Genomic DNA, 22,723 nt, shown 5'->3' with positions numbered 1-22,723 from the left:
CGAACATGACTGCAACTATACAAAAGGATCAAACTGCCTTTCTGAACGGTACTGCTGATAAAAAACTTATCGTGTTGAACGCCATTATGGCGACTATCTACTTTTTGGCGATTACCTTTGGATTTTCGCACGGTAACAACGTCCTGTTTGCCGGTCTGATCATTGGCGAAATATTCCACCTATTCCAGGTTATCGGCTACTGTTACACCGTTTGGGGCTCAGCGCCGGAGCCAGCCTTCGACCCGCGCTTTGCGAAACCAGTCGATGTCTTCATCACCGTGTGCGGCGAGCCGGTTGAAATCGTCCGGGAAACGGCGCGCGCTGCCATAGCTATGGACTATCCGAACTTCAAAGTATTTCTGCTGAATGATGGCTACGTCGCAAAGAAGGATAATTGGAAGGAAATCGACGCCTTAGCTGACGAGCTCGGCATCACTAGCATTACACGCCGGACTCCTGGCGGCGCCAAGGCCGGTAACATCAACAATGGCCTGCGCGAAACCAAGAGCCCGTACTTCGTCGTTTTCGATGCTGACCATGTACCATACCTATCATTCTTGCGGGAAACCATGGGGTACTTCAAGGACAAGCGCATGGGCTTCGTCCAGACGCCGCAGTACTACCACAACCAGAAAGTAAACTTTGTCACCCAAACCGCTTGGGACCAGCAAACGCTGTTCTTCGGTCCAATTATGAAAGGCAAAAACCGCACTGGTTCAGCATTCATGTGTGGCACTAATATGGTCGTCAGCCGTGAGGCCATCCTGGAAGCGGGCGGTATGTGCGAATTCAACATTGCCGAAGATTTCCTGACTTCATTATTCATCCATGCTAAGGGCTGGCACAGCCGATACGTACCAAAGGTCCTAGCCGAGGGCCTAGCACCAGAAGATTTCCTAAGCTACTACAAGCAGCAGTTCCGCTGGACGCGCGGTAGCCTCGAAGTGATCTTCAAGTACAATCCGCTGTTTATGCGTGGACTAACGTTCCCACAGCGTATCCAGTACCTTGTCTCCGCGAGCTACTATCTGTCGGGTGTCATTGTCCTCATTGATATGATGATTCCGCTCATTTTCTTGTATACCGGGATCACGGCTATCAATACTGAGACGATGGCGGTGGCGATGATATTCCTGCCATACATATTCCTGAATCTGTACACTTTGCAAAAGAGCAGTAACTTCACGTACACCTATGCGGCGATCGCCTTTTCACTGAGTTCGTTCTATCTGCAGCTGCGGGCCATCGTCGGTGTCCTGCTGAATCAGAAAACAGCCTTTGCGGTAACTCCCAAAAGCCAGCAGCAAGGTAATTTCAGCTACCTGGTTATTCCGCACTTTATCTACATTGCACTGACCATAGTCGGTATAATCGTCGGTATTCGACGCGAAGGTTTTGACGCTTCGCTGATTGCCAACTTATCGTGGGCAGTCGTGACAATCATTGTGTTTCTGCCGTTTATTGCAGCTTCTTTACCACAGAATTTTGTTCGGAATTTCTTCGGACTATCACTCACGAAAACTAACAAGCCACTTTCTGCTGGAAAGATAAAATCGTAATGTCAAAAACAAATGTAGCTACAAAACGATCAAAAACGCAGTCCAATATTCTGAAGTCTCCGTTGCGCACACAGACTGATGCTCCGAACCGGGCCGCCATAACGACAGCTACCGATGCGAGCGCGAGTACTAGCCGCTGGCGCCGGGCGCTTGATACTATGCTCACGCCAGCTGTCATCGTTGGCTGCATGGCCGGGATTGCCGCCATTGCTTATTACTTTTTCATGCATCTCAGCCTGCGGCTCGATGAGTCACAGAGCTTGTGGCAGAGTAGCCATTCGCTAGGCGGGGTACTGAACGTCGTTGCCCGTGACGTTCACGTGCCGCTGTATCACCTGATACTGCATTTTGTCATCACGATATTCGGTGGCGATGTCACAACCGCACGTTTGCTGTCACTCGGCTTTTTCATGGCAACCGTGCCAGTCATATATTTGCTCAGCCGACACGTGCTCTCTCGGAATTGGTCGCTAATCGTCGTGTTGCTTTTCAGTTTTTCACCGTTCCTCAGCTGGTATGGCAGTGAAGCCCGCATGTATACACTGCTGCTTTTCGTGACAGCCCTCAACCAATTGTTCTATCTACGGATTCTTAAAACCGGCAAGGGCTGGTTCTGGTATGGACTAACGGCAATCATCGGCGCATATTCGCACTACTTTTTTATGTTCAATCTGGCTGCCGAAGCCCTCTATTACCTCTACAATCGTAAACAATTTAAGCCCGGTTCATTCAAAAAGTTTATTGCCGTCGCCGTCGCCGTCGTACTGTCTTTGCTGCCGTGGCTCATGTACGTCTATTCGCTCGGTTCAGCCAGCGGCACCAGGCCGCAACTGCCGCGACCTTCGACTGTTGATTTTTTCAACGTATTTTCACAGATTATTTTCGGGTTTCAAAGCAATACAGTCAACACGCTCATCCTATCGGCCTGGCCAGTTGTCATGCTGATTGCCCTGGTAGCGGTGCGCCGCAGTCGTGGTCTGTCATCAGAACTGAAATTTATAGCGACAGTCAGCATCCTTCCGGTACTACTGGCGTATACCATTAGTTTGGTCATCACACCGCTGTTCCTCAGCCGGTACATGGCGACTATCGTCCCGCCGGTGCTCATCATGATCGTTTATCTGTTTAGTCGCTACCGCCAAAAGTACGCCGCCTTTGTTGTTGCGCTGCTATTCGTAACAACAATCGCCGGTTCGGCGGTCCAGGCGACCAGCTCCGGTACTCCGGTCAAGGAAGATTATCGCCAAGCTGCCATGGATATTAATAGTTCAATCCAGCCACAGGATGTGGTCGTCCTGTCTGCACCATTTACCATTTATCCATTCGAGTATTATTACCGCGGTGATGCACAGATCGCGACACTTCCGAACTGGAATCGTTCGCAGGCCGGCTCAATACCAGCATTCGACAGGGCGAAGCTACCGGGTCAGGTTGCGGAATTAAATAAAAACCACCGCTACATCTACCTGCTACTCAGCCAGGATCAGGGTTATGAAGACACGATCTATCAGTATTACCTCACGAATTTTAAGCAGATCAGCCGTAAGACATACTCGCCAGGCCTGACGCTCTATGTTTACCAGGTCGGTTACTACACCGTTCCGGCCGTTGGATCACTGGAGTCTCAGGAAGCACTGTGAACCAAAAATCCAAGTTTGCTGTAATCGGCGTACTGAATACGCTGGTTGATTTCGGTATATACTATGCTGTTTTCCAGGCTACTGGGTCGATAGTCATTGCAAACATACTCGGTACGAGTGCGGCGCTGGTCTTTAGCTTCATACTCAATTCCAGGTACACATTTCAGACGCGGCAGTGGACGGTACGTAATTTCGCACTCTTCATCGTCGTGACGTTGTTCGGTGTCTGGGTACTGCAGACTCTAGCAATATACGGCTTCAACCATCTATTACAGCCCATTCTGTCTGGTCAAAGTGCTTTGCTTGGCTCATACAGTGAAATCGTCAGCACGCTATTGCCGAAATTACTGGCAACCGGTATCAGCCTGGTCTGGAATTACCTCTGGTACAGCAAAGTTATCTTCAAGGCACAAAACACGGAAGCTCATAGTAACGATACTGGCACGCGCAAGTCATAGCACCGCCCATGTGGATGCTATGCTAATGGGTGATGACGCAGTGGAATCGGCTGCTTGCAACCAATACAGTAGAACTTGTCGTGGTGCCACGCGAACATTTTAGTGTTACAACATAGCGTTCGAAGACCGAGCATTTGCAAAATAGTGTTCATATTGAGTGTTTTATTACAACGATTGGTGCTGTCATTATCTTCCTTTTGTAATTATAAGTAAAGACTTTGCAGCTGCATTATACGCAACTGCCTTGCGCTGTATATTTTTGGTCCTGTTTTCTAAATTTTGCGAATATATGTATACATTTGCAAAATAATAGAGAACAAAATTTGCGCATGACTCTAGAAGGGTAAGGGCTATGTGTGCTCACAAGTTAATCCATAAAGCGTATTAGTCGAGTCTAAACCAACTGAAAGCTGCAGAGCAATGGTAAACTGATAGACATGGCCACATCAGATAAAAAGGGCAAAATAACACCGCGAATAGTCATTATCGGCGGTGGTGCCACGGGGACCGGTATTGCCAGGGATGCTGCCGCGCGTGGTTATGATGTTGTACTGGTAGACGGCGGCGAGCTGGGAAGCGGTACGAGCGGCAATTTTCATGGGATCCTGCATAGTGGAGCCCGCTACGCGGTCAGCGACCCGGCAGTGGCAGCGGAATGTTTCCAGGAAAATCAGTTGCTCCGGCGGCTGATACCATCGGCTATCACCGATACAGGAGGTATGTTCGTGGCGCTTACCGATGAGGAAGTTGCTCATAGCCATGCCATCATGCACGCCTGTGCACAGAGCGGTATAGAGGTCAAAAGCCTGACTCTTGAGCAAGCATTGCATGCCGAGCCGCATCTGTCGAAATCTCTCAAAGCTGCTTTTACTGTCCCCGATGGCTTTATCGACGGCGTAGAGTTGTTGCGCCTGAACCGCATAGCTGCAGTAGAGGCGGATATGCCAGCTACGTTCCTGACCAACCATGTTGTGACTGGCTTCAAAAAGTCTCATAACAGCATCTCCTCCGTAATACTGCGCGATATTGGGGCGGATACTCAGGAGCTTGTCGCCTGCGACTACGTCGTGAACGCAGCCGGCGTATGGGCAGACCGGATAGCCGAGATGGTCGGTCTCGAGATACCGATGATATACGACAAGGGCACGATGGTCATGTTTGAGCGCGAATACAACAAGGCGGTTCTCAACCGTTGCCGTCCGGAAAGTGACGGCGACCTGCTTGCTCCGCATGCGGGCCAAAGTATCATGGGTACCACATCACGCGTGATTGCCAACCCAGACAACTGCGAACCGACGCCCGAAGAAATCAGTCTATTGGTGCGAGAAGGCGTGACGATGATCCCAGCCCTAAAAAACGCAATGATCCGGTTTGCCTATGCCGGTGTCCGGCCGCTTATGGACAAACACGATACCAGAAATAATCGTAGCTCCCGGTCTATTAGCCGTTCTTATGATGTACTAGACCATGCGGAACAGGGCATCGATAATTTTGTCAGTATCGTGGGCGGCAAAGTGACGTTATCCCGCCGGATGGCAGAAGCGGTTGTCAATCTCATTGATAGCAAAAGTAGCGAGCAGGCGACAGTACCTCGATAATCAGGCGACTGCGGCTAATATTCGATCGGGATAATCGGTAAACACGCCGTCAACTTTGAGCGACCGCAAGCGCTGAGCATCTCGCTTGCTGTTCACGGTATATACGTACACTTTGAGACCACGATTGTGAGCCTCTCGGATGCTTTGGGCCGTTGCATTTGCCAAAGCTAGGTTTGCAGAAAAACCATAGTCGCGGTTCGTCAAAACGCGTCTGTAAGGAGGGCTGCCTCTGAACAACGTCCCGATCCGCACTGTCGGGCGCAACTGTGCAAAGCGCCTCAGCTCAGTATAATTAGACGACGATACTATGAACTGACTGTCGCTCCAGCCTTTTTCATCGACGTATACGGCTATCAGCTCAGCGACAGGCCGGGCTATGCCCCTGCCTTTCATCTCAATATTTATACGGACTCTTTTATGGACAAGATCAAATACTTCACTTAGTAGCGGTACTTTTTCGCCAGCCCCAGCGTCGAGTTTGCGCACGGCTTCCAGGCTATAATCCCTGATTTTACCCCTACCGTTTGTGGTGCGATCGACGGTATCATCGTGCATGACAACGACTTCGCCTGTGCGCAGAACAAACACATCAAGTTCTACGATGTCGGCACCAAGTGAGATTGCTTTCTGGAAAGCGGCCAAAGTGTTTTCGGGCTGATAACCGCTTGCGCCGCGGTGGGCAATGATGTGCATATTTGTGGTTTTAAATTTTTAGTGTGTTATGTGTTAACTAAGCGCATGTTACCACAAGCGCTATGAAAAGTCAATGATTGAGCATTGATGAGTGGTTGATTGGTGGTGTCTAGGTTTAGTATCAGAGAAGCAAGAAATCTTGAACCATTAGATCCTATTATTATAATGGATATTCAGTAATAATAACGCGATTTACACTCGATGATCCGCTAATAACTACTAGTTCATCCGATATACGGGAAGCGCAGATGTTGGTTCATTATTAGATAATACTTTTTAACTCATTACCGTAAAAAATCAAATGTGATATCTGTCACTTATTGCCTGTTTGCGTTAAAGCGTAACCAGGAATATATTGAAATTAGGTAAGCAATTTAAACAGTACAGTTAGGTGGGAAAATGCATCGAGCGATATTTGCTAAACATAAAGTTTATCGATTGCACGGCAGTGTGGCGAGAACAATAGTAAAGCATCCATACCGCGCGATCGGATCTCTCATGACCCTTGGACTGACTGTTGTAGCGGCAGTAGTCTTAACTACGAGCCAGACTGGAGTACAGGCAATAGGGCCGTTAGTTCTCGGCGATTTACCCTACCAAACACTACAATCTCGGCCATTAACTGACCGCGTCGGTATTGATGTCAATGTAGCTAACGGTAACCTTATTCTGAAATCTGAGGAATTAAAAGTAGCCAGCGTTGGTCCCGACCTAAATATTACCCGCTATTATAACAATCTTGGCAGTGGCTCAGGACAGGTGGGCATGAACGGCACTTTAAGTATCGGTGGAGATATTACTATTACGGCGAATGCCAATGGGTCAGCCACGTACCAAGGACCATCTGGATTTCGTGTCACATTTCTCTCCAACGGTGCCGGCGGATACACTACCCCGGCCGCATATACTGAGGCAAAGTTAAGTGTAGTTACTGGTGGTGGCTGGAAACTGACCTTCAATAAAACTGGCGAATTTTACATCTTTAATGCGGCAGGCAAGCAAATCAAGCATACTGACGCTGCAGGACTAGAGCTTACCTATGCCTATAATACTAATGGCACGCTGGCGTCGGCGACCGACGCGCAAGGGAAGATAACGACGTTTACGAATTACTCAGGTACTAATATCGGTACTATTACCGATCCAGCAGGACGGACAGTCAATTATACGTATACTAGTGGCAAGCTGACTGGTCTGACTGACACTATGGGTGGTGTGTGGAAGCTGTTCTACTTCCCGAACGATTACGGACTGAACCAGATTGATACGCCGAGTGGTAAGACGACAACCATTGTGTATAACGCGGCTAGCCGGGTCACCAAAATCAAATATGCAGACTATACGACTGCCGTTGCGGAATATAACTACACGTATAACACGAACAATACAGTTGTGAGCGATCCGCTAAGCCACAATACGACGTACTCCTATGACGCTGGAGGACGGGTGATAGATATCATAGATGCAGTTGGTGAAAGCCGAGGTGCTACCTGGGATGCTAACAATAATCAGACAGCCATCAAAGACCCATCTGCTCAAATTAAGACAGCAACTTTTGATACGCTTAATAATCTTACAGCCAGACAGAATCCTACGACAACCGGTGGAGTTGCCGGCTCTAAATCTACCTATGAATATAACAATACTACTCATCCACACCTACCATCAAAGGCTATAGACTCAGCGGGAAATACCACCACGTACACCTACAATACCAACAAGAGTGTGACCAGCGAAGTAAAAGCGAGTGCTAGTGGCGCTCACATGGCGACCACTACATACAAGTATCAAGGCGATTCGAACGGCTCAGGAGGCATAATTACTTGTAATGGTAAGAACGGTCAGCTTTGCATTATGACCGATCCGCGCGGCAACTTGACAACGTATTCTTACGATACTAACGGTAACTTAATTCAGGTCGTACCTCCCGGACCAATGGGACGAACCGACTATACATACGACAACCTAGCGCGCGTGAAAACTGTCACTGATGGCGTGGGGTCTAAAGTCACGATTGATTACGATAACGCCGATCGCCCCACAGTTGCTACGTACGCCAAAGATGGTTCGGTCGTTGACTATGACTATAACGCCGACGGGACTTTGATACAGCGTATTGATGCGTCAGGCACGACCACTTACACTCACGATGTCTTTAATCGGGTGGTTTACCTCGGGCAGCCGAACAGACCAGGCCTAAACTATACGTATGATGCAGCCGGAAACTTATTGACCGAAGTTGGTCCTGCCGGAACAACTACGTACACTTACGACAATGCTAATCAGCTGGCAAGTATTAACCAATCTAGCAACGGCGCGACACAGACGGCTACCTTTACTGATGGGCGCATGACAGCCATGACGTTGCCCGGCGGTATCACGCAGACGATGACATACGACAATGCCGGACGAAAAACGTCAATAAAAGCTATGAAGGGCGCAACCGTGCTAACGCACTTCACCGGATCATATACCACTACAGCCAACAAAGATTCCGACTTGCTTCAGTCCGAAACCAACAACCTCCTTGGTCGGACGAGTAACTACGTATATGACGGGCTTAATAGGCTGACAGCTGTAAACGGCGTCGGTGCCGGTGCGAACAGCTATACCTATGCCTATGACGCCAACGGCAACCGGACACAACATTCTAAAAACGGTAATTATAGCTCGCTGTACGGCTTCAATGTCTCGAACCATATCGTGACCGCAACCGGCAATCCTTGGGGTACGTTTGACACCGCCGGCAACCAAACCTGGCTCGGCCGCGGGGTAAATATGGGCTATAACGCCAAAAACCAGACAACGGCGTTTACGCCAGCCGGCAACCCGACCATTACCGCATCTTACGCGGACGTCGGGCAAACCGACCGTACACAGATCGGCGCCGACGCGCAGCATAACGGTATCCTAGGCCTATACAGTGACGTAGCCGGTACGAACACCCGATACTACACGCACTCTACGCACGGCGATGGTCCGGTAGTTGGCGAAGTCGTCAACGGCGCAGCCTACTACTTCCTGACTGATCTCCGTGGCTCCATAGTCAAAGTTACTGACATAAACGGCACCGTTCAAAATACCTACGACTACGACCCATACGGTACGCTACTCAGCTCAACTGGCTCAGTCCAGAATCCTTGGCGCTACGCTGGAGCCTACTACGACTACCAAACACAACTGTACAAAATGGGAGCTCGGTACTACAATTCTACTGATGCTCGTTGGACACAGCTCGATCCTAGCGGAGTAGAGTACGGGTATGTGTATGCCGGGGCGAATCCGGTGAATCTCATAGACCCGAGTGGATATGCACCGTGTACTTATACGGCCCGTAGTGACTGTTTGGGGACGAGTGAATTGAGCAGCGGATTTTCATTCAAAAGCGGCGGCGCATGCTCTAATGCGGATAAACTTGCAGCAGATTTATCTGTAGCGTTCATTACATATGCGTCACCTATTAGTAGCTTAGCGTCATTATTTGTTGGCGGAGGATACTCAGCATTTTCAATTTACGGAGGAGGATTTTGCAAATAATGGATTACGATAAATTAATACAGTTTTTATTACTCTTCTCATTATTTGTTCTTATATATCTGATAAAACGTAAGCAAAATGATCACAAGAAGAAATAGTATATATTCATAATTGGTTATGCATTGACTACGGGTGCTTAACCGGGGACCTATCAGGATACGCTGGAGTAGGTGGGAAAATTTGTTCGGACGGCAGCCTTGAGATAGGCGGTGGTGCAGGATTCAATTTGTCATTCGAAGGAATGCATAAATAAAATTTGTGAGGTAAACAAATGTATCAGATTATTTACATTTTACTAAGTCTTAGTTTAGGTACCTGGATCCTTCTAAGAAGAAATTACTTCATGGATTACATTGAAAATTTCCAGAAAAATACTTTGGAAGCGCGATATGGAAATTATCAACGCAAACTTACACATGTATTTGTCTTTGTAGTAGGAATAGGAATGATATTTTTTGGTCTCAGAGAAGTATATCGATTAATATCTGGCTGAACGCAACATAAACCACGTGTATGGAGAGCAGGTTGAGTAGTGTGATTAATGAACATTACGCCGGTGTTGTAGGCGGATTTTATGGATCTCTGCTTGGTGGTGGTAATTCCGATGAAGCTAGTGATGCCGCACTAGATGGAGCTATCGGTGGAGCAGCGGGCGGTTTCTTAAAGTATTTCAGCTCTTGAAAGGATTAATTAGTGGACAAAGAATCTTTATTTATTATACTTTTTACGGCTATTGTGTCTCCTATTATAGCAAGTGTAGTAGCTCGAAAGTTTAATAAGAATAGAAAAAAATAACATTACCGGTACTACGCAATTCAACTGATGCCCGATGGACACAGTTAGATCCTAGCGGTACAGAGTACGGGTATGTGTATGCGGGGGCGAATCCGGTTAATTTAGTGGATCCGAGTGGGTATGCGCCCGAATTGCCCTATTATCAGCAACTAGCACTTAACACCTCAACTGGGTGCGCATATGGTGTTCTTGGTGCGTTAGTTCCCGCTGCCGTAGCCGCTTCTACAGGAGTAGGTGTACCTATAGGAGCTGGCGCAATAATCACAGGATGCGGTTCTGGTATAGTTGGAGGGGTGATTGCTACCCAGGCAGGGCCTGAGGCGGGAGCTTTCTATGATATAATTAGCTTTTTTAACAAACTTAGATAGGCGGAATAATGATTGAAATACTTATTATTGCGATTGCGATAGGAATGATAATCTATGGTCTAAGCATAACTGGAACTGATAAAGATAAGGTCTTTTATCTAATACCCCCACGCAACCCTCAATCTGCTACTACAAACAAAAAAAATTACACATTATTTCTTTTACCAGTTTTATTGATTAGCTCGATGATATTTATATTATCTAGATTAATTGGATTCGATCGTCCGATAAAGGTAATAGCAATCTTGATATTCACTCTATTACTAGCATACGCACTTCAGCTTTATGTGAATAAAAGGACTCAATAAAAAAGCGAGGACGTATATTTTATAATTAATTATAGCGACGATCATAAGATTAGCACGCCTAAAAGCATATACTTATTAGATTTAAATTTTCCGATAATAGGCCAACAAGCCGAGGACTTAATTGACTTAGGTTTAAACACGTATGTGCGATAAAAATAATCTATGGAGCTAAGTGTCGTTAGAAAATCTGCTTGGGGTGATAGTTATAAGGGATTACAAAAATAATCTTATGGTAGAATAACTCAGTTCGCCGGACTCTGCGATTAACAAAAATACACGGAGGTATACGCGAATATGTCTTATAGATTAAAAAAATCAATCGCAGGTTTTGGCATTGTCTTAGCTATATCTGGTGCGGTATACAGTGTAGTCATAATGCAATCCGTGCTGGCTACCATATTTTGGGTAATTGTCTTGCTGAACGGTGTATATCAGTTAAGCAGAATATTAAAAAACAGATAAGTATAATACTTCAGTCGGAACAGTTATGAGAAGAGCTTTGACCCTTTTCAAAGAAAAGTTTCAGTAATTATAATTGTCGTTGCCGGTACTTCTGTAGTTCTACTAGGTGTAAGGGCATTATATCGATTTCTTAAGAATTAAATTTCTATACGAAATAAGTAAGGCAGGCGATGATTAATGAGAATGTAATATATCCTTTCCTAGCGCTATGCTTAATATTTGGTTCACTATACTTTTTGCACAGATATAATTCCGATGAAGAATTTAGAGATGCTCAGTATAAATTTTCTTCCGTCAAAACAGCTAGGGGTAAAGTAGTAGCAATAATAGTAGTTTTACTAGCACTTACTATTGTGTTTATGCTTAATAGAGATATTATCTTAAACGGCACGGTTGCCGAGAGACTTTCCTTAGTATTAAGGCTTTCTCTGGTAGCTGGAGTAGTAGTTATAGGACAGAAAATCTTGGACCGCAAGTCTTAAGCCTAAAAGCAGCTCCTATCAAACATTGGTAATATAAGCTATAACTCCAATGGCTACTACGACTACCAAACACAACTGTACAAAATGGGAGCTCGGTACTACAATTCTACTGATGCTCGTTGGACACAGCTCGATCCGAGCGGTGCAGAGTACGGGTATGTGTATGCAGGGGCGAATCCGGTTAACTTTGTGGATTCGAGCGGGTATTTCTCAATCTATAGCGGATTAGATGCGGCAAAAGATGGAGCGAAAACGGGGTCAATCGTTGGTGGTGCTGCAGATTGTGTAGGCGGTGCCATAGGTGGCGGTATTACAGGAGCAGCAGCGGGTGGCATAGGAGCTGCTCCGGGTGCATATGCCAGATGTATTGTCGGGTCGAAAGCGGGCGCCTTACAGGGTGCGATTGTATTAGGAATCGCCACCTTCATTTACGGAGGATTTACAGGAGAAAATCCATATGCAATGTAAACAGAATAACTTATGAATGGCTCGTTAATTTTCAATATAGTTGGAGTAATATTTTTCATATTTATTTTACTGGGACAGATATATTTTAAATTTAAATTGTCCTACTATGAAAACCTTTCAACAGATAAATTTGTAATTACCAAAATACGGAAAGCAACTTCACAACTGTCAATCTGTTTCTCGGTAATACTTATAATTATATTTGCGATTGGAATTCTTCAATCGCTCGACCAACCGCAGTCTTATACGGCATCGGCCATAGTGATTTTACTTACAATCGGTGTTGCCGCAATAATCGGATATTCGGCATATTCTAAGAGCAAAAAATAATATGTGTTTATCGATTTCCTAAAATAGGATTTTAAATGACATTGATCGAATTGCTATATCTTATATTACCCTTGTTTGTTATTGGAACGGTAGTGTATCTGTTATTGCGGAACTCTGAAAGTGACAATGTTTCTTCATTTGGTCAAAATAGTAATGAAGTTACTAAATCAAGCATAATGTATCGGGCGGTTATGTTCGTGATCGGGGTGATACTTCTGATGGCAGCGTTAATGTTACTTCAATAACCAGTTTACAATAGTATCTTGATAATAAACTAAACCTTCAACGGGATTTGACATGTCTTTCATTGAATGTTTAAATCCCGAAGCTATATATACATCAGCAGAAAATGATTCTTTGTAAATGTCAGTTGTTTGTATAGGGACGTCTTCGTCCAATTCATGTATAATCAGCAAGGTACTACCGTTAAAAACGGAGATTTGCTTGAATAGCGGATGGCTAGACACTGCATGCTTGTCCTTTCGGAAAACATTAGACGTATAATTTCTGTCTATTCCATCCTGAAACGAATATAGATCCGACGGCAGATATATTGCAGGCGTTCGCAGTATTAATTTGTCAAAGTTACGATATCTTGTCAGGTAGGCAGCTAAGAAGCCTCGGTAACTTGTGCCTAAGACAGTGATTTTTGCATTGGGGCGTTCATGTCTTAGCCAGTCAAATGTTTCAATTGCTTCAAGAAGATGTTGCCCTGGGCGAGTTTTGTCCAGCTCGAACGGACTCTCGCCGTGGCCAGATAAGTCAACGGCCAGTACGTTCATACCGGTTTTGTCGCTCAATGCCATTAGGAAGTCACGGTTACGTGCTTTGCTGGAACTGTAGCCAAGGAATGTGAGAAGAACTTTATCGGAAGTTTTGTTCTCATACCAATCTGCAACTAAAGAATAGCCAGAGCAGGGTATTGACACGTTTTTAATATTCATCGTTTCATAGTATCAGCTTCAAGTGAACGCGATCGGATAGCATCCATTTGGTTTACTGTTCGAGCTTCCAACTTCTGGTGGGGGCGGCTGGACTTGAACCAGCGACCAATCGGTTATGAGCCGACTGCTCTAACCACTGAGCTACGCCCCCTGGGTTTAGGTAATTGTACTGCGACTGGACATTGACTGATTATGTCGAGTACTACCTGCTTGTTCGCGTAGGTAATACCGGCGCTAACAGATGAGAGTATAGCAGATAATGCCCTGAAGTTATATAATAAGCGGTATAAACTATGCTTGATATATTCAAAAATACAAAAAAATATTCCAATCATGCGCTGCTATCGCAATTACGGGACGTGCAGTCGCTCGGCTTGATCGTGTTTACGGTCATAGTTTTGCTGGTGAGTTGGAGCGGCGTCAAAGCAATTCAGTCAAATTATAAGCTTGAACAACAGATTGCCCGCTTGCAACAGGAAAGTGACTTGCAACGCCTGCAAAACAGTAATCAAAAGTTGAAGAATCAATACTACAATACGCCGCAGTATCTGGAGCTGGCGGCCCGCCAAAACTTTGGCCTGGCACTACCCGGCGAAAAAGAACTTATCGTACCCAAGAAAGTTGCCATGGCCCGCGTCAGCGGCGTACAGGTCGCCAGCAGTACGGCAGCCACGCAACCTGGCTCGGAAGCCGCTGACAAAAAGCAGCCGTTCTACCAGCGTAATATCCAGGCATGGATGAATTTCTTCCTGCACCGCGGACTGGCAGAAAGCTAGTTCATTGACATATACACCCCTGTTTGGTATAGTTACTCAAGCTTTTCATAGCAGATAACGCGGGATGGAGCAGCGGCAGCTCGCGTGGCTCATAACCACGAGGTCCCAGGTTCGAGTCCTGGTCCCGCAACCAAGAAAAATGACTCATCTTCGGATGGGTCATTTTTCTTGGTATAGAGCTGTGCTCGATCCAAAAGGTTCGGTCGTTAGTCACAGCCCCCAGCGCCAGCGGGCGGCTGGATTAACGTGCGTTGTCCTGGTCCCGCAACCATAAGCTCTATCATCTCTGTCAAGTCGACAGAGATTTTATTTAATTTATATAAAGCTTGCTCAAAAGTAGTTGCGTTTGAGAATCAGAGGTTGCATTTAATAGTCAAAGTCGAAAATAATGTTAATATAGGACAATGGATCGTAGGCAGTTATCAAAATCGATGGTTGATAGACAGAATATCCTCAATAATCCCTATGCAGTTGCTGCAATTCAAGAGCAAATTGGCATTAAGGGCATCACCGTGGAAGATGAATACAAATTCACTATAAGACAGGTAGCAGAGTTTTATGAAGTAGACCCCCGTACGATAAACCGTTACATTGCTCGCTATGAAGAAGAGCTTAAAAGCAACGGATATGAAATACTTACCGGCGAAAAACTCAGTGCCGCAAAAAGACAATTGGAAGAATCTGTGGAAGGGAATCTAGCGAATGTAGGTAGGCTTGCTGTTCTAAACTTTAGGGCGTTAATAAACATCGGTATGCTACTTGCTGAAAGTGAAAAGGCCAGGATATTAAGAGGCATAATTCTTAACCTAGTTCTTGATACTATGAGTACAAAGAGTGGCGGTAGTATAAAACTTATTAACCAGCGTGACGAAAAGTACCTGATCGCAACTTATATGGGTCAAGGTTATCGCAAAGTGTTTATCGATGCATTAAAGGATTATTTGGATATGGGACAGTCAAAGTACTCAATCTATACCAATAAAATCTATAAAAGTATTTTTCATGAAAGAGCACGTGAATACCGAAATATTTTGTCTTTGACAAAAAAAGAAAATGTACGAGACACCATGTACTCTGAAATTTTGACTACAATATCAATGTACGAGACAGGTCTAGGAAATAAAATCAAACTTGAATCGATACGACTGAAGCGCAAAATCACATCGGCCGAGGCTGATAAAATATTCAAAACTTTCGAAGAAGATCCGACTTGGGTGCCACAATTAGAGATGGCACGAATCAGTATGGCCAGCCGTGATTATGGCTTCCGTTCAGTTATTCATCCTGAGTTAGTTAAGTATATAGGTCCTCTGAACACTGAAGAATTTGAAAAATTTCTAGGTGAGAAAAGTGCAGATTTAGCGAAACAAATAGAGCAGTACCAAGAAGTATTTAAGCGTCTAAAAGATAAATAACCATGCCAGGCTTCATATATTTTGGAGTTGATTGGGCAATTAAAGAGCATGATTACATCATCTTGTTTACGGGTGGTCTCTCTGGCATATCCAAGGAGAAGAAGGCAGAGCTTGAAAGCATGCTAGAGTTTATCAAAGACGATACCTATTACGAAAGTTTTGCCGATAAGCTGACGCATATAGTCTTTTCAGTCGCAAAAGTTGGTCACTACTTTGCCGATGGAAACAAACGTTCATCGATTGCAATCGGATCCTACTTTATGATAGTCAACGGGCTTGGCGCATTGGTGGGCGTGTTCATCCCTTCTATGGAAAATGTAGTTTTATGTGTCGCGGATAATATTATTTCAAAGAATCAGCTTCATGAAATAATCGAGGAGATTCTCTGCGAAGGTGAAATGAGTGAAGAAAGTCAGCTGCTTGTTTTAAATGGTATGGAAGAATACCAAAGCCGAGAAGATGAACGAATGTAGGCATTCAAATACCACATTTAATTCCGTTCGCATTACTACCCCTGTTAAAGCCTTTGATTAATTATGGGAGATGATGACATTTGTGTCACTATCTCCCAAGCTTCTACGCCCGTCACCCCTGTTAAGTTATGAAAATCTCATAGAAGTTTTTCTAGTATTTCGCTAAGCCTACCCATGTTCATATGAAAGAATTGATTAGAAAACACCAAATACAATTACCGCGATTACTACAAATCAAACGTACGGACAGAGGTGCTGGCACAGGTTACGCACCAGGATAATAGCGTGACATATACATGGATCGGTGGCAATAATGCCAGCCCCACTTGGACACAGGCTAGCCATAGCTTTACGACACCAGCGACGGCTAAAAAACTGAGCATGTACCATACACTAGGAGCGGTCGGTTGGTTGCAGCTCGATGATGCCGAACTGAAAGAAGCTAATTCGGCACAAACGGTTACTAACAACGTCGTGCGATCGCAGTCAGGACAGACACAACATAGTATCGTGTCATCCGGCAGCCAGGACCTGTGGAACTCATATATGTACGACAAAGCAGGCCGACTGACGCATGCCGACATTGGGTCGCATTCGTATGATTACGGGTTTGGCCAGCAGGACGCAAATTTCTGTGGCAATGCCGGCAATATGAATCCAAATGCCGGTAAGAATAGCAACCGGACAAGCATGACTGTTAATAACGTAACAACAAAATACTGTTACGATCATGCTGACCGGCTCATAACTAGCACAGATGCAGCAAGCACCGCTGCTGTGTATGACGGCCACGGCAATATGACAAATATGGGTACCAATGCTACCCCAATCCGTCTATGCTACGACAGTTCCGATAGGAACAGCTGCCTCGACAGCTATGACAGTTCGGGCAATGGTACGGGTATGTACTACGGTCGCGACGTCCAAGGCCGGATAATTTACCGCGAAAAAGATGCAATTACTAACTGGAACTGGAATGTCACTAACCAGTATTGGTATGGGCATACGGGAAGTGGTGATGCGCCTGATTTTGTTCGGAATGGCAATTGGGAAATAGTCGAAAAAACCCTACAGCTGCCGGGCGGCGTCAACGTAACGATCAAGCCGCAGGAAACAGGCAACGCTCAGAAACAATACTCTCTCCCAAACATCCATGGCGATACCATGCTTACCGCTAACGCCAGCGGAGTCAACACTTCCACCGGCAACGGCCCAGCCGCAACCTACGCCTACGATCCATTCGGCAACATCCTGCCTGGCAGCACCCACCCAGACAACCATGCAAGTGGATCCTACGGTTGGGTCGGTCAACACCAAAAGATTACTGAAACCAGCCTCGCTCTCGCCCCCATCCAAATGGGAGCTAGAGTTTACTTTCCGACGCTCGGCAGATTTGCCAGTGTCGACCAAGTAGAAGGTGGTACGCCAAACAGCTATGTGTATCCGCCGGATCCGGTGAACGATTACGATTTGACGGGCCAAATGAGTATGAAAGGGATAGCGTCCATTGCTAGTATCGGGTCTGTGATACCTGGACCGATTGGGATGGCAAGTGCCGCGGTATCTGCAGCGGCTTATGCGGCGGCTGGGGACAGGAAACAAGCATTGATTGCTGTTGCGACTATTGGTGCGGCATCCGTGGGGGCGGGAGCTGCAGTAAAAGCTGCACAGGCGGCCAAAGCAGGGAAAGAATTTAAGAGTACGATGGTCATGGGGCGTCAAGCTCATAGGGCGTTTCAAGCTAAATACAAGACAAGTGAGACTACAATTAAGGGCGCCGGCCGTGCTGATGGTGTAATCAAGGGTAAGCTTGTCGAGTTAAAACCGCATAATAGGCGTGCAATTGATCAAGGAATGAAACAGCTCAACCGCTACGTAGCAAACGATGCACAAAAACGTCAAGGCTCATTGTGGACCTATAAGAAGACATGGTATGGTAGTTTCAAGTATAAATGTCAAAGAGGGTGTCGGTAATGAAAGTCTTCAAAGGTTATAAAAAACGAGTGGATGGTAAATTATGGACACGCAAGGACGTATTGCGGTCGATAGTGAATGATGTCGCCCCAATTGAGTGTCGGCTTGAAAGCAGTAGTCTATATATTAATAATCGTGACGTCACACTAATCTTTGAGTTTATATCAAGCAATTATGCCGAAAAGAATGAAATCGACCTGAATGCAAATATAAAACTACGCAAAGATAATGTGGAATTTGAATGGGTAGATTTATTTCACCTTATTAAATCCCTACAGAGAAAGTACGAGCGGCCTCTGAGTATACAGAAAGACGAACAATGGTCTGGTTCGACATTCCAGAAACAGGTTTTGTATATAATAAAACCGCTTATCAATACGCTACGTGATCCTTTGAAGGCATCTCAGTTTCTGGTAGGCAATAAAGTTTGTTATGAAGATATTTCCTTACAGATTAAATCCGACACAGATAATGAATGGATTTTAAAGAGCTCGGTAGAGTTAAGCCATTGGTTAAATTCTCGGCGATAGGTCAAAGTTATTGAGTTTAAGCCACGTAATAATCGAGCTGTTGCGAAAGACATGCTCATCCAAAAGACTCGCTGTATTCGTTTGAATTGCGCAACCTAAAAATAATCAGGCACGAACTAGTAAGGACTGGCATAGGCCGTGGCAGACTACATTTAGAAAATTCTTCAGATAGGTTACAATAAAAAAATGATTGAATTAAATACCCAAATTAAGATATTTGCAAATCTTCATGGAAGTGAATATTTCGCAGAACATATTATTGAAAACCTTGAAGAGAAGTTAAGCAATCTTGAATACCAAGACGTCAAAGAAGGCAATTACCAAGTATGGGAGTATCCAACTGGGAATATATATGACGTGTAAGTAGATCGGGATCTAGGTACTACCGATAATATCTACTCCGTGCCCAATACTGACAAAGGTACGGTCTGGAAGCCGAATTTAGTAGTCAGAGAAAAGGATGCCAACAGAGTATCTGAAGCACTAAAAAATTTGAAAACATATGACCAAACTTAGTCTTATGGATTGACCTTGCAAAACTAACTGTATTTAAGTATGGAAAGTTTAGGAAATTATGATAGAGTTTGATGCCATATCAGCTATTTGCGGTGATTTATTTGGAGTAAATAACGTTGAGAAAACTAATATTGATAGCCCACAAAGTGTTGAGCTGACTATAAACACATCTTTTATTGAGAATTCACCTGTACCTAAAGTCTGGATAGGCATGTACGGTGACGGAATTTCAAAAGCTTTCATGCATTTCGATGATTTTGATTTTGAATATGACGAGATCAACAAAAATACGATTGAAGACATTACGAAATATCTGGCAGCCATCAAAGAAGGGAAATTGTTTATAAAGTCAAAAAGACTCTTTGGGTTACAATTCAACAAAAAGATAGTACTTAAGCCATGATGTGTATAGTCTAGAGCTAAATGATACAGATTAATCAACAAATCATTCCGGTCTCCTCATGATTTAATAACGCTCAGTAAAAAATAGTTTAATGGGTACGCTTATGCTAACCTGTGTACAGATATTGAAAACTAAAACTAACACGAGGTCTCAAAAATGAAGTCATTAAGACACAAAGGCATACTCGCAGTATTCTTAGGGGTGTTTCTTATAACGCCCGTCCTATATGCTGCTCCGCAGCCAAATCTAGGTACCACAAATACGTATAGCGTATTAGCCGGTAGCTACACCAATACGGCAATTGGAACCGTTATCAATGGTGATCTGGGCTATACGACACCACCAGCGGTTGCTCCGACGGTTTCTGGTAATACTCATGTGGCTAATGCTGCCTACAATCAAGCCGGAATCGACCAAGCCAGTGCTCTATCTGAGCTTAATAGTCAGCCGTGTACGTTTACTTTTCCGGCTGGAGCCAAGGATCTTGCTATTGAAGCACCGTTCGGCAATGTCGGAGAGTATACGCCGGGCGTGTATTGTATTGACGGGGCAGTCTCGATAGGTGGAGGCGGTACGATAACGTTGAATGGGGCGGGTGTCTATATTTTCCGATCAACTGGAGCGCTTAGTACTTCCGCTAATTCGATCGTGACAGCGACAGGCGGGGGCGGGGCTTCGGCCTGCAACCTTTTCTGGACACCAGGTGCGGCCACAACGCTTGGAGCAAGTTCAACTTTTATAGGTACAATCATAAATCCTGCAGGCATTACTGTTGGCTCGACAGTCAATTGGACCGGCCGGGCATTAGCGTTTGGCGGTACGGTGGCTACGACGACTGACACTATCAATACCGTGCCTGTATGTTCTGCTGCCTCAGCGCCAGCTGCTTCTACTACTGCTTCCGGTACGAATGCAGCCGCTGCAACTGCAACTACGACTTCCAAGACGCCCGGACTGCCAAATAGTGGTGGCGGTGCACCGGCCGCCAGCCTGCCTCTTTGGGCAGCGCCGGTAGCTGTAATCGCATTTTTATCTTCGGCAAGCCTGGTCGTTCGTAAGCGCATCTGAGACAACTTTGAGCGGCAGGCAGCTAGAAAGACAGAACCGGCAGCGTAAACGGCACGTTCTCCGGTTCTACTTGAGCGGTGGACTCATCTTCTTGCTTACTGTAGGTTGCGCCTTTGCTTTTATCCAGTGGGGTAAAATCCGTAGCTCGCCCCAACCTACATCCCCACTAGTACTGCAAGCGGCCGTAGGGCAACCCGATCAGGATCAGGTTGCCCCCGCTGTGCCTAGTTTGCCTGCGCGCCTCATTGTCCCGAGTATCGATGTGGATAGCCTGATTGAGTATTCCGGAGTTACGCCTACCGGAAATATGGCTACACCATCGAACATTGCTAAAACGGGATGGTACAAACTCGGTCCATTGCCCGGCAACAAGGGTAGTGCGGTTATGGCGGGACATGTGAACGGTCCGCAAGGCCAGCCGGGCGTTTTTGCCAGATTAGCTGAACTGCGGGCTGGAGATACGATAGAGACTGTCGACACGAATGGATTATCGGCAATATTTAAAGTGCAACATACGAAGCGGTATGGCAAGGACGACCAGCCGAAGGAAGTGTTCCATAGCGCGCAGGGTTCACATCTGAATCTCATTACCTGCGTCGGCGATTGGGATGAAGCAGAGAATCAGTATTCTGAACGGTTAGTTGTATTCGCGGATAAGTTGTAGCCATCGAATTAATTTGTTGCCAATTTGCAGCGCCCGTGATTCTGCCGGGGGCGTAAGAGGTCCTTACTAGATATAACTTTCTAATCGCCTTTGACGTTTACAATTTGATGAAAAGTGTTTTTAATTTCAACTAAATCATTGGCGTCATGCATGACGACATCGATATCTTTGTAGGCATCTGGTATTTCGTCCAAAAATGCTTCAGAACGATTGTATTCAATGCCGACCATGGCTTTATCTAGGTCGTCGATCGTGAAGTGCCTGGAAGCTGCTTTGCGAGCCCATACTCGACCAGCACCATGCGGAGCCGAGTTATAGGATGGAGCATAGCCTTTGCCCTCGACCACGTAGCTGGCTGTACCCATAGATCCGGGAATCAAGCCTTTGCGGCCTTTATCTGCCTGAATGGCGCCCTTGCGGCTAAGCCAGACATTACGACCCATGTGGTTCTCTTTTTGAGTGAAGTTGTGGTGGCAGTTGATGCGCTCACTTTCTATGACTTTATTGCCCATAAAATGCTCGAAATCTTTAATGACTCTATCCATCATTTCTTCGCGGTTCAGCAAAGCAAAATGCTGTGCCCAATTGAGATCAAAAATATACTGATCAAACTCGGATGTGTTTTCTACGAGGTATGCTAAATCGTCGTCTTCAAGCTTGATGTACCACTTTTTCATATTTTCCTGGGCAATCTTGATGTGATGCATGGCTATGGAATTACCTATGCCGCGGCTGCCGCTGTGCAGGAATAACCAAATAGTTTCGTCTTGATCGACAGTGATTTCAATAAAGTGATTACCCGAACCAAGCGTACCGAGTTGATATACCCAGCTCGTTCGAGTTAATTTGTCGTAAAACGATTTCCGCTCACCAGCCATGTTTTCAAGTTCGGCAATCCGTGGCTTCACTGAATCAGTCAATTTATGATTGAACTTACCGGCAGATAGCGGTATTGACCGCTCAATGCTGTGCCTCAAGACGCCCAGATCCTTATCTGTAAGGTCACTGGTTTTGAACTGCGTTTTTACGGCTATCATGCCACATCCGATATCCACACCAACGGCTGCCGGCATAATAGCTCCGACGGTCGGTATGACTGAACCAACAGTTGCGCCAGCTCCCATATGCGCATCAGGCATTAAAGCGAGATGTGGTAAAACAAAGGGCATCGCCGATGTCCGGAGAGTCTGCTCTTTGGCATTGTCGTCTAAGATTGATGCCCAATTGTATAATTTTTTAGTAATTTTCTGCATAGTGGAATG

Annotated in this window: 20 protein-coding genes and 2 tRNA genes; 18 read left to right on the top strand and 4 right to left on the bottom strand. The window is 45.5% G+C overall.

Annotated features, from left to right (window positions below; translation table 11 throughout):
* The first annotated feature begins 5 nt into the window (after nt 1-5).
* From VF575_04565 to VF575_04550, 4 genes are all read left to right on the top strand, one after another.
* Complete coding sequence (locus tag VF575_04565) at nt 6-1,559, top strand: glycosyltransferase (protein HEX8182843.1); 1,554 nt, start codon at nt 6-8, stop codon at nt 1,557-1,559.
* Nucleotides 1,559-3,199: a glycosyltransferase family 39 protein gene (locus VF575_04560; protein HEX8182842.1), complete on the top strand. Its 1,641-nt coding sequence runs from the start codon at nt 1,559-1,561 to the stop codon at nt 3,197-3,199. The genes VF575_04565 and VF575_04560 overlap by 1 nt, the downstream gene beginning before the upstream one ends.
* Nucleotides 3,196-3,657 carry a GtrA family protein gene (locus VF575_04555; GenBank protein ID HEX8182841.1) on the top strand — a complete coding sequence of 154 codons (462 nt, stop codon included), beginning with the start codon at nt 3,196-3,198 and terminating at the stop codon, nt 3,655-3,657. The genes VF575_04560 and VF575_04555 overlap by 4 nt, the downstream gene beginning before the upstream one ends.
* 437 nt (nt 3,658-4,094) lie before the next feature.
* On the top strand, nt 4,095-5,255 hold the full coding sequence (locus tag VF575_04550) for an FAD-dependent oxidoreductase (protein HEX8182840.1): 1,161 nt from the start codon (nt 4,095-4,097) through the stop codon (nt 5,253-5,255).
* Here VF575_04550 and VF575_04545 read toward each other — a convergent pair whose 3' ends face one another.
* Nucleotides 5,256-5,948: a glycerophosphodiester phosphodiesterase family protein gene (locus VF575_04545; GenBank protein ID HEX8182839.1), complete on the bottom strand. Its 693-nt coding sequence runs from the start codon at nt 5,946-5,948 to the stop codon at nt 5,256-5,258.
* A 450-nt stretch (nt 5,949-6,398) separates the two neighbouring features.
* Here VF575_04545 and VF575_04540 point away from each other — a divergent pair, with 450 nt between their 5' ends.
* The 4 genes from VF575_04540 to VF575_04525 all read left to right on the top strand — a co-directional run bounded on the left by VF575_04540 (nt 6,399) and on the right by VF575_04525 (nt 12,368).
* The gene (locus VF575_04540) at nt 6,399-9,485 is read left to right on the top strand and encodes an RHS repeat-associated core domain-containing protein (protein ID HEX8182838.1); all 3,087 of its coding nucleotides are present in this window, start codon (nt 6,399-6,401) and stop codon (nt 9,483-9,485) included.
* A 534-nt stretch (nt 9,486-10,019) separates the two neighbouring features.
* Nucleotides 10,020-10,166 (top strand): hypothetical protein, encoded by a 147-nt coding sequence (locus VF575_04535; GenBank protein HEX8182837.1) that lies wholly within the window; start codon nt 10,020-10,022, stop codon nt 10,164-10,166.
* A gap of 1,422 nt (nt 10,167-11,588) precedes the next feature.
* Nucleotides 11,589-11,900 carry a hypothetical protein gene (locus VF575_04530; protein HEX8182836.1) on the top strand — a complete coding sequence of 104 codons (312 nt, stop codon included), beginning with the start codon at nt 11,589-11,591 and terminating at the stop codon, nt 11,898-11,900.
* 24 nt (nt 11,901-11,924) lie between these two features.
* Entirely contained in the window at nt 11,925-12,368 is a 444-nt protein-coding gene (locus VF575_04525) for an RHS repeat-associated core domain-containing protein (GenBank protein ID HEX8182835.1), read from the top strand.
* Between the two features lie 563 nt (nt 12,369-12,931).
* Here VF575_04525 and VF575_04520 read toward each other — a convergent pair.
* Together VF575_04520 and VF575_04515 are read right to left on the bottom strand one after the other, a co-directional pair.
* A complete protein-coding gene (locus tag VF575_04520; protein HEX8182834.1) occupies nt 12,932-13,642 on the bottom strand; it encodes an alpha/beta fold hydrolase in 711 nt (236 codons plus the stop codon).
* Nucleotides 13,643-13,717: 75 nt separating this feature from the next.
* Nucleotides 13,718-13,793, bottom strand: a tRNA-Ile gene (locus tag VF575_04515).
* A gap of 142 nt (nt 13,794-13,935) precedes the next feature.
* On the opposite strand from VF575_04515, the gene VF575_04510 reads away from it, so the two are divergent.
* From VF575_04510 to VF575_04465, 10 genes are all read left to right on the top strand, one after another.
* Nucleotides 13,936-14,418 (top strand): septum formation initiator family protein, encoded by a 483-nt coding sequence (locus VF575_04510; protein ID HEX8182833.1) that lies wholly within the window; start codon nt 13,936-13,938, stop codon nt 14,416-14,418.
* A gap of 58 nt (nt 14,419-14,476) precedes the next feature.
* A tRNA-Met gene (locus tag VF575_04505) sits at nt 14,477-14,551 on the top strand.
* A gap of 271 nt (nt 14,552-14,822) precedes the next feature.
* Nucleotides 14,823-15,833, top strand: a complete 1,011-nt coding sequence (locus VF575_04500; GenBank protein ID HEX8182832.1) for a DNA-binding protein — start codon at nt 14,823-14,825, stop codon at nt 15,831-15,833.
* Nucleotides 15,834-15,835: 2 nt separating this feature from the next.
* Nucleotides 15,836-16,306, top strand: a complete 471-nt coding sequence (locus VF575_04495) for a type II toxin-antitoxin system death-on-curing family toxin (protein HEX8182831.1) — start codon at nt 15,836-15,838, stop codon at nt 16,304-16,306.
* A 285-nt stretch (nt 16,307-16,591) separates the two neighbouring features.
* Nucleotides 16,592-18,280: an RHS repeat-associated core domain-containing protein gene (locus VF575_04490; GenBank protein HEX8182830.1), complete on the top strand. Its 1,689-nt coding sequence runs from the start codon at nt 16,592-16,594 to the stop codon at nt 18,278-18,280.
* Entirely contained in the window at nt 18,280-18,810 is a 531-nt protein-coding gene (locus VF575_04485; GenBank protein ID HEX8182829.1) for a hypothetical protein, read from the top strand. Before VF575_04490 ends, VF575_04485 begins: the two co-directional genes overlap by 1 nt.
* Nucleotides 18,811-18,996: 186 nt before the next feature.
* Nucleotides 18,997-19,173, top strand: coding sequence for a hypothetical protein (locus VF575_04480; protein ID HEX8182828.1), 177 nt, complete (start codon nt 18,997-18,999; stop codon nt 19,171-19,173).
* Between the two features lie 211 nt (nt 19,174-19,384).
* A complete protein-coding gene (locus VF575_04475) occupies nt 19,385-19,729 on the top strand; it encodes a hypothetical protein (GenBank protein HEX8182827.1) in 345 nt (114 codons plus the stop codon).
* A 156-nt stretch (nt 19,730-19,885) separates the two neighbouring features.
* Nucleotides 19,886-20,797, top strand: a complete 912-nt coding sequence (locus tag VF575_04470; GenBank protein HEX8182826.1) for an ice-binding family protein — start codon at nt 19,886-19,888, stop codon at nt 20,795-20,797.
* A gap of 220 nt (nt 20,798-21,017) precedes the next feature.
* Nucleotides 21,018-21,461: a class F sortase gene (locus tag VF575_04465; protein HEX8182825.1), complete on the top strand. Its 444-nt coding sequence runs from the start codon at nt 21,018-21,020 to the stop codon at nt 21,459-21,461.
* An 80-nt stretch (nt 21,462-21,541) separates the two neighbouring features.
* Here the strand turns inward: VF575_04465 and VF575_04460 are convergent, their stop codons facing one another.
* Nucleotides 21,542-22,714, bottom strand: coding sequence for an RtcB family protein (locus VF575_04460; GenBank protein ID HEX8182824.1), 1,173 nt, complete (start codon nt 22,712-22,714; stop codon nt 21,542-21,544).
* Between the last annotated feature and the right edge of the window lie 9 nt (nt 22,715-22,723).

Source organism: Candidatus Saccharimonadales bacterium, assembly GCA_036388415.1.
In the GTDB taxonomy this organism is placed as follows: Bacteria; Patescibacteriota; Saccharimonadia; order Saccharimonadales; family UBA4665; genus UBA4665.
This window is presented reverse-complemented; position numbering and strand designations above follow the sequence as displayed.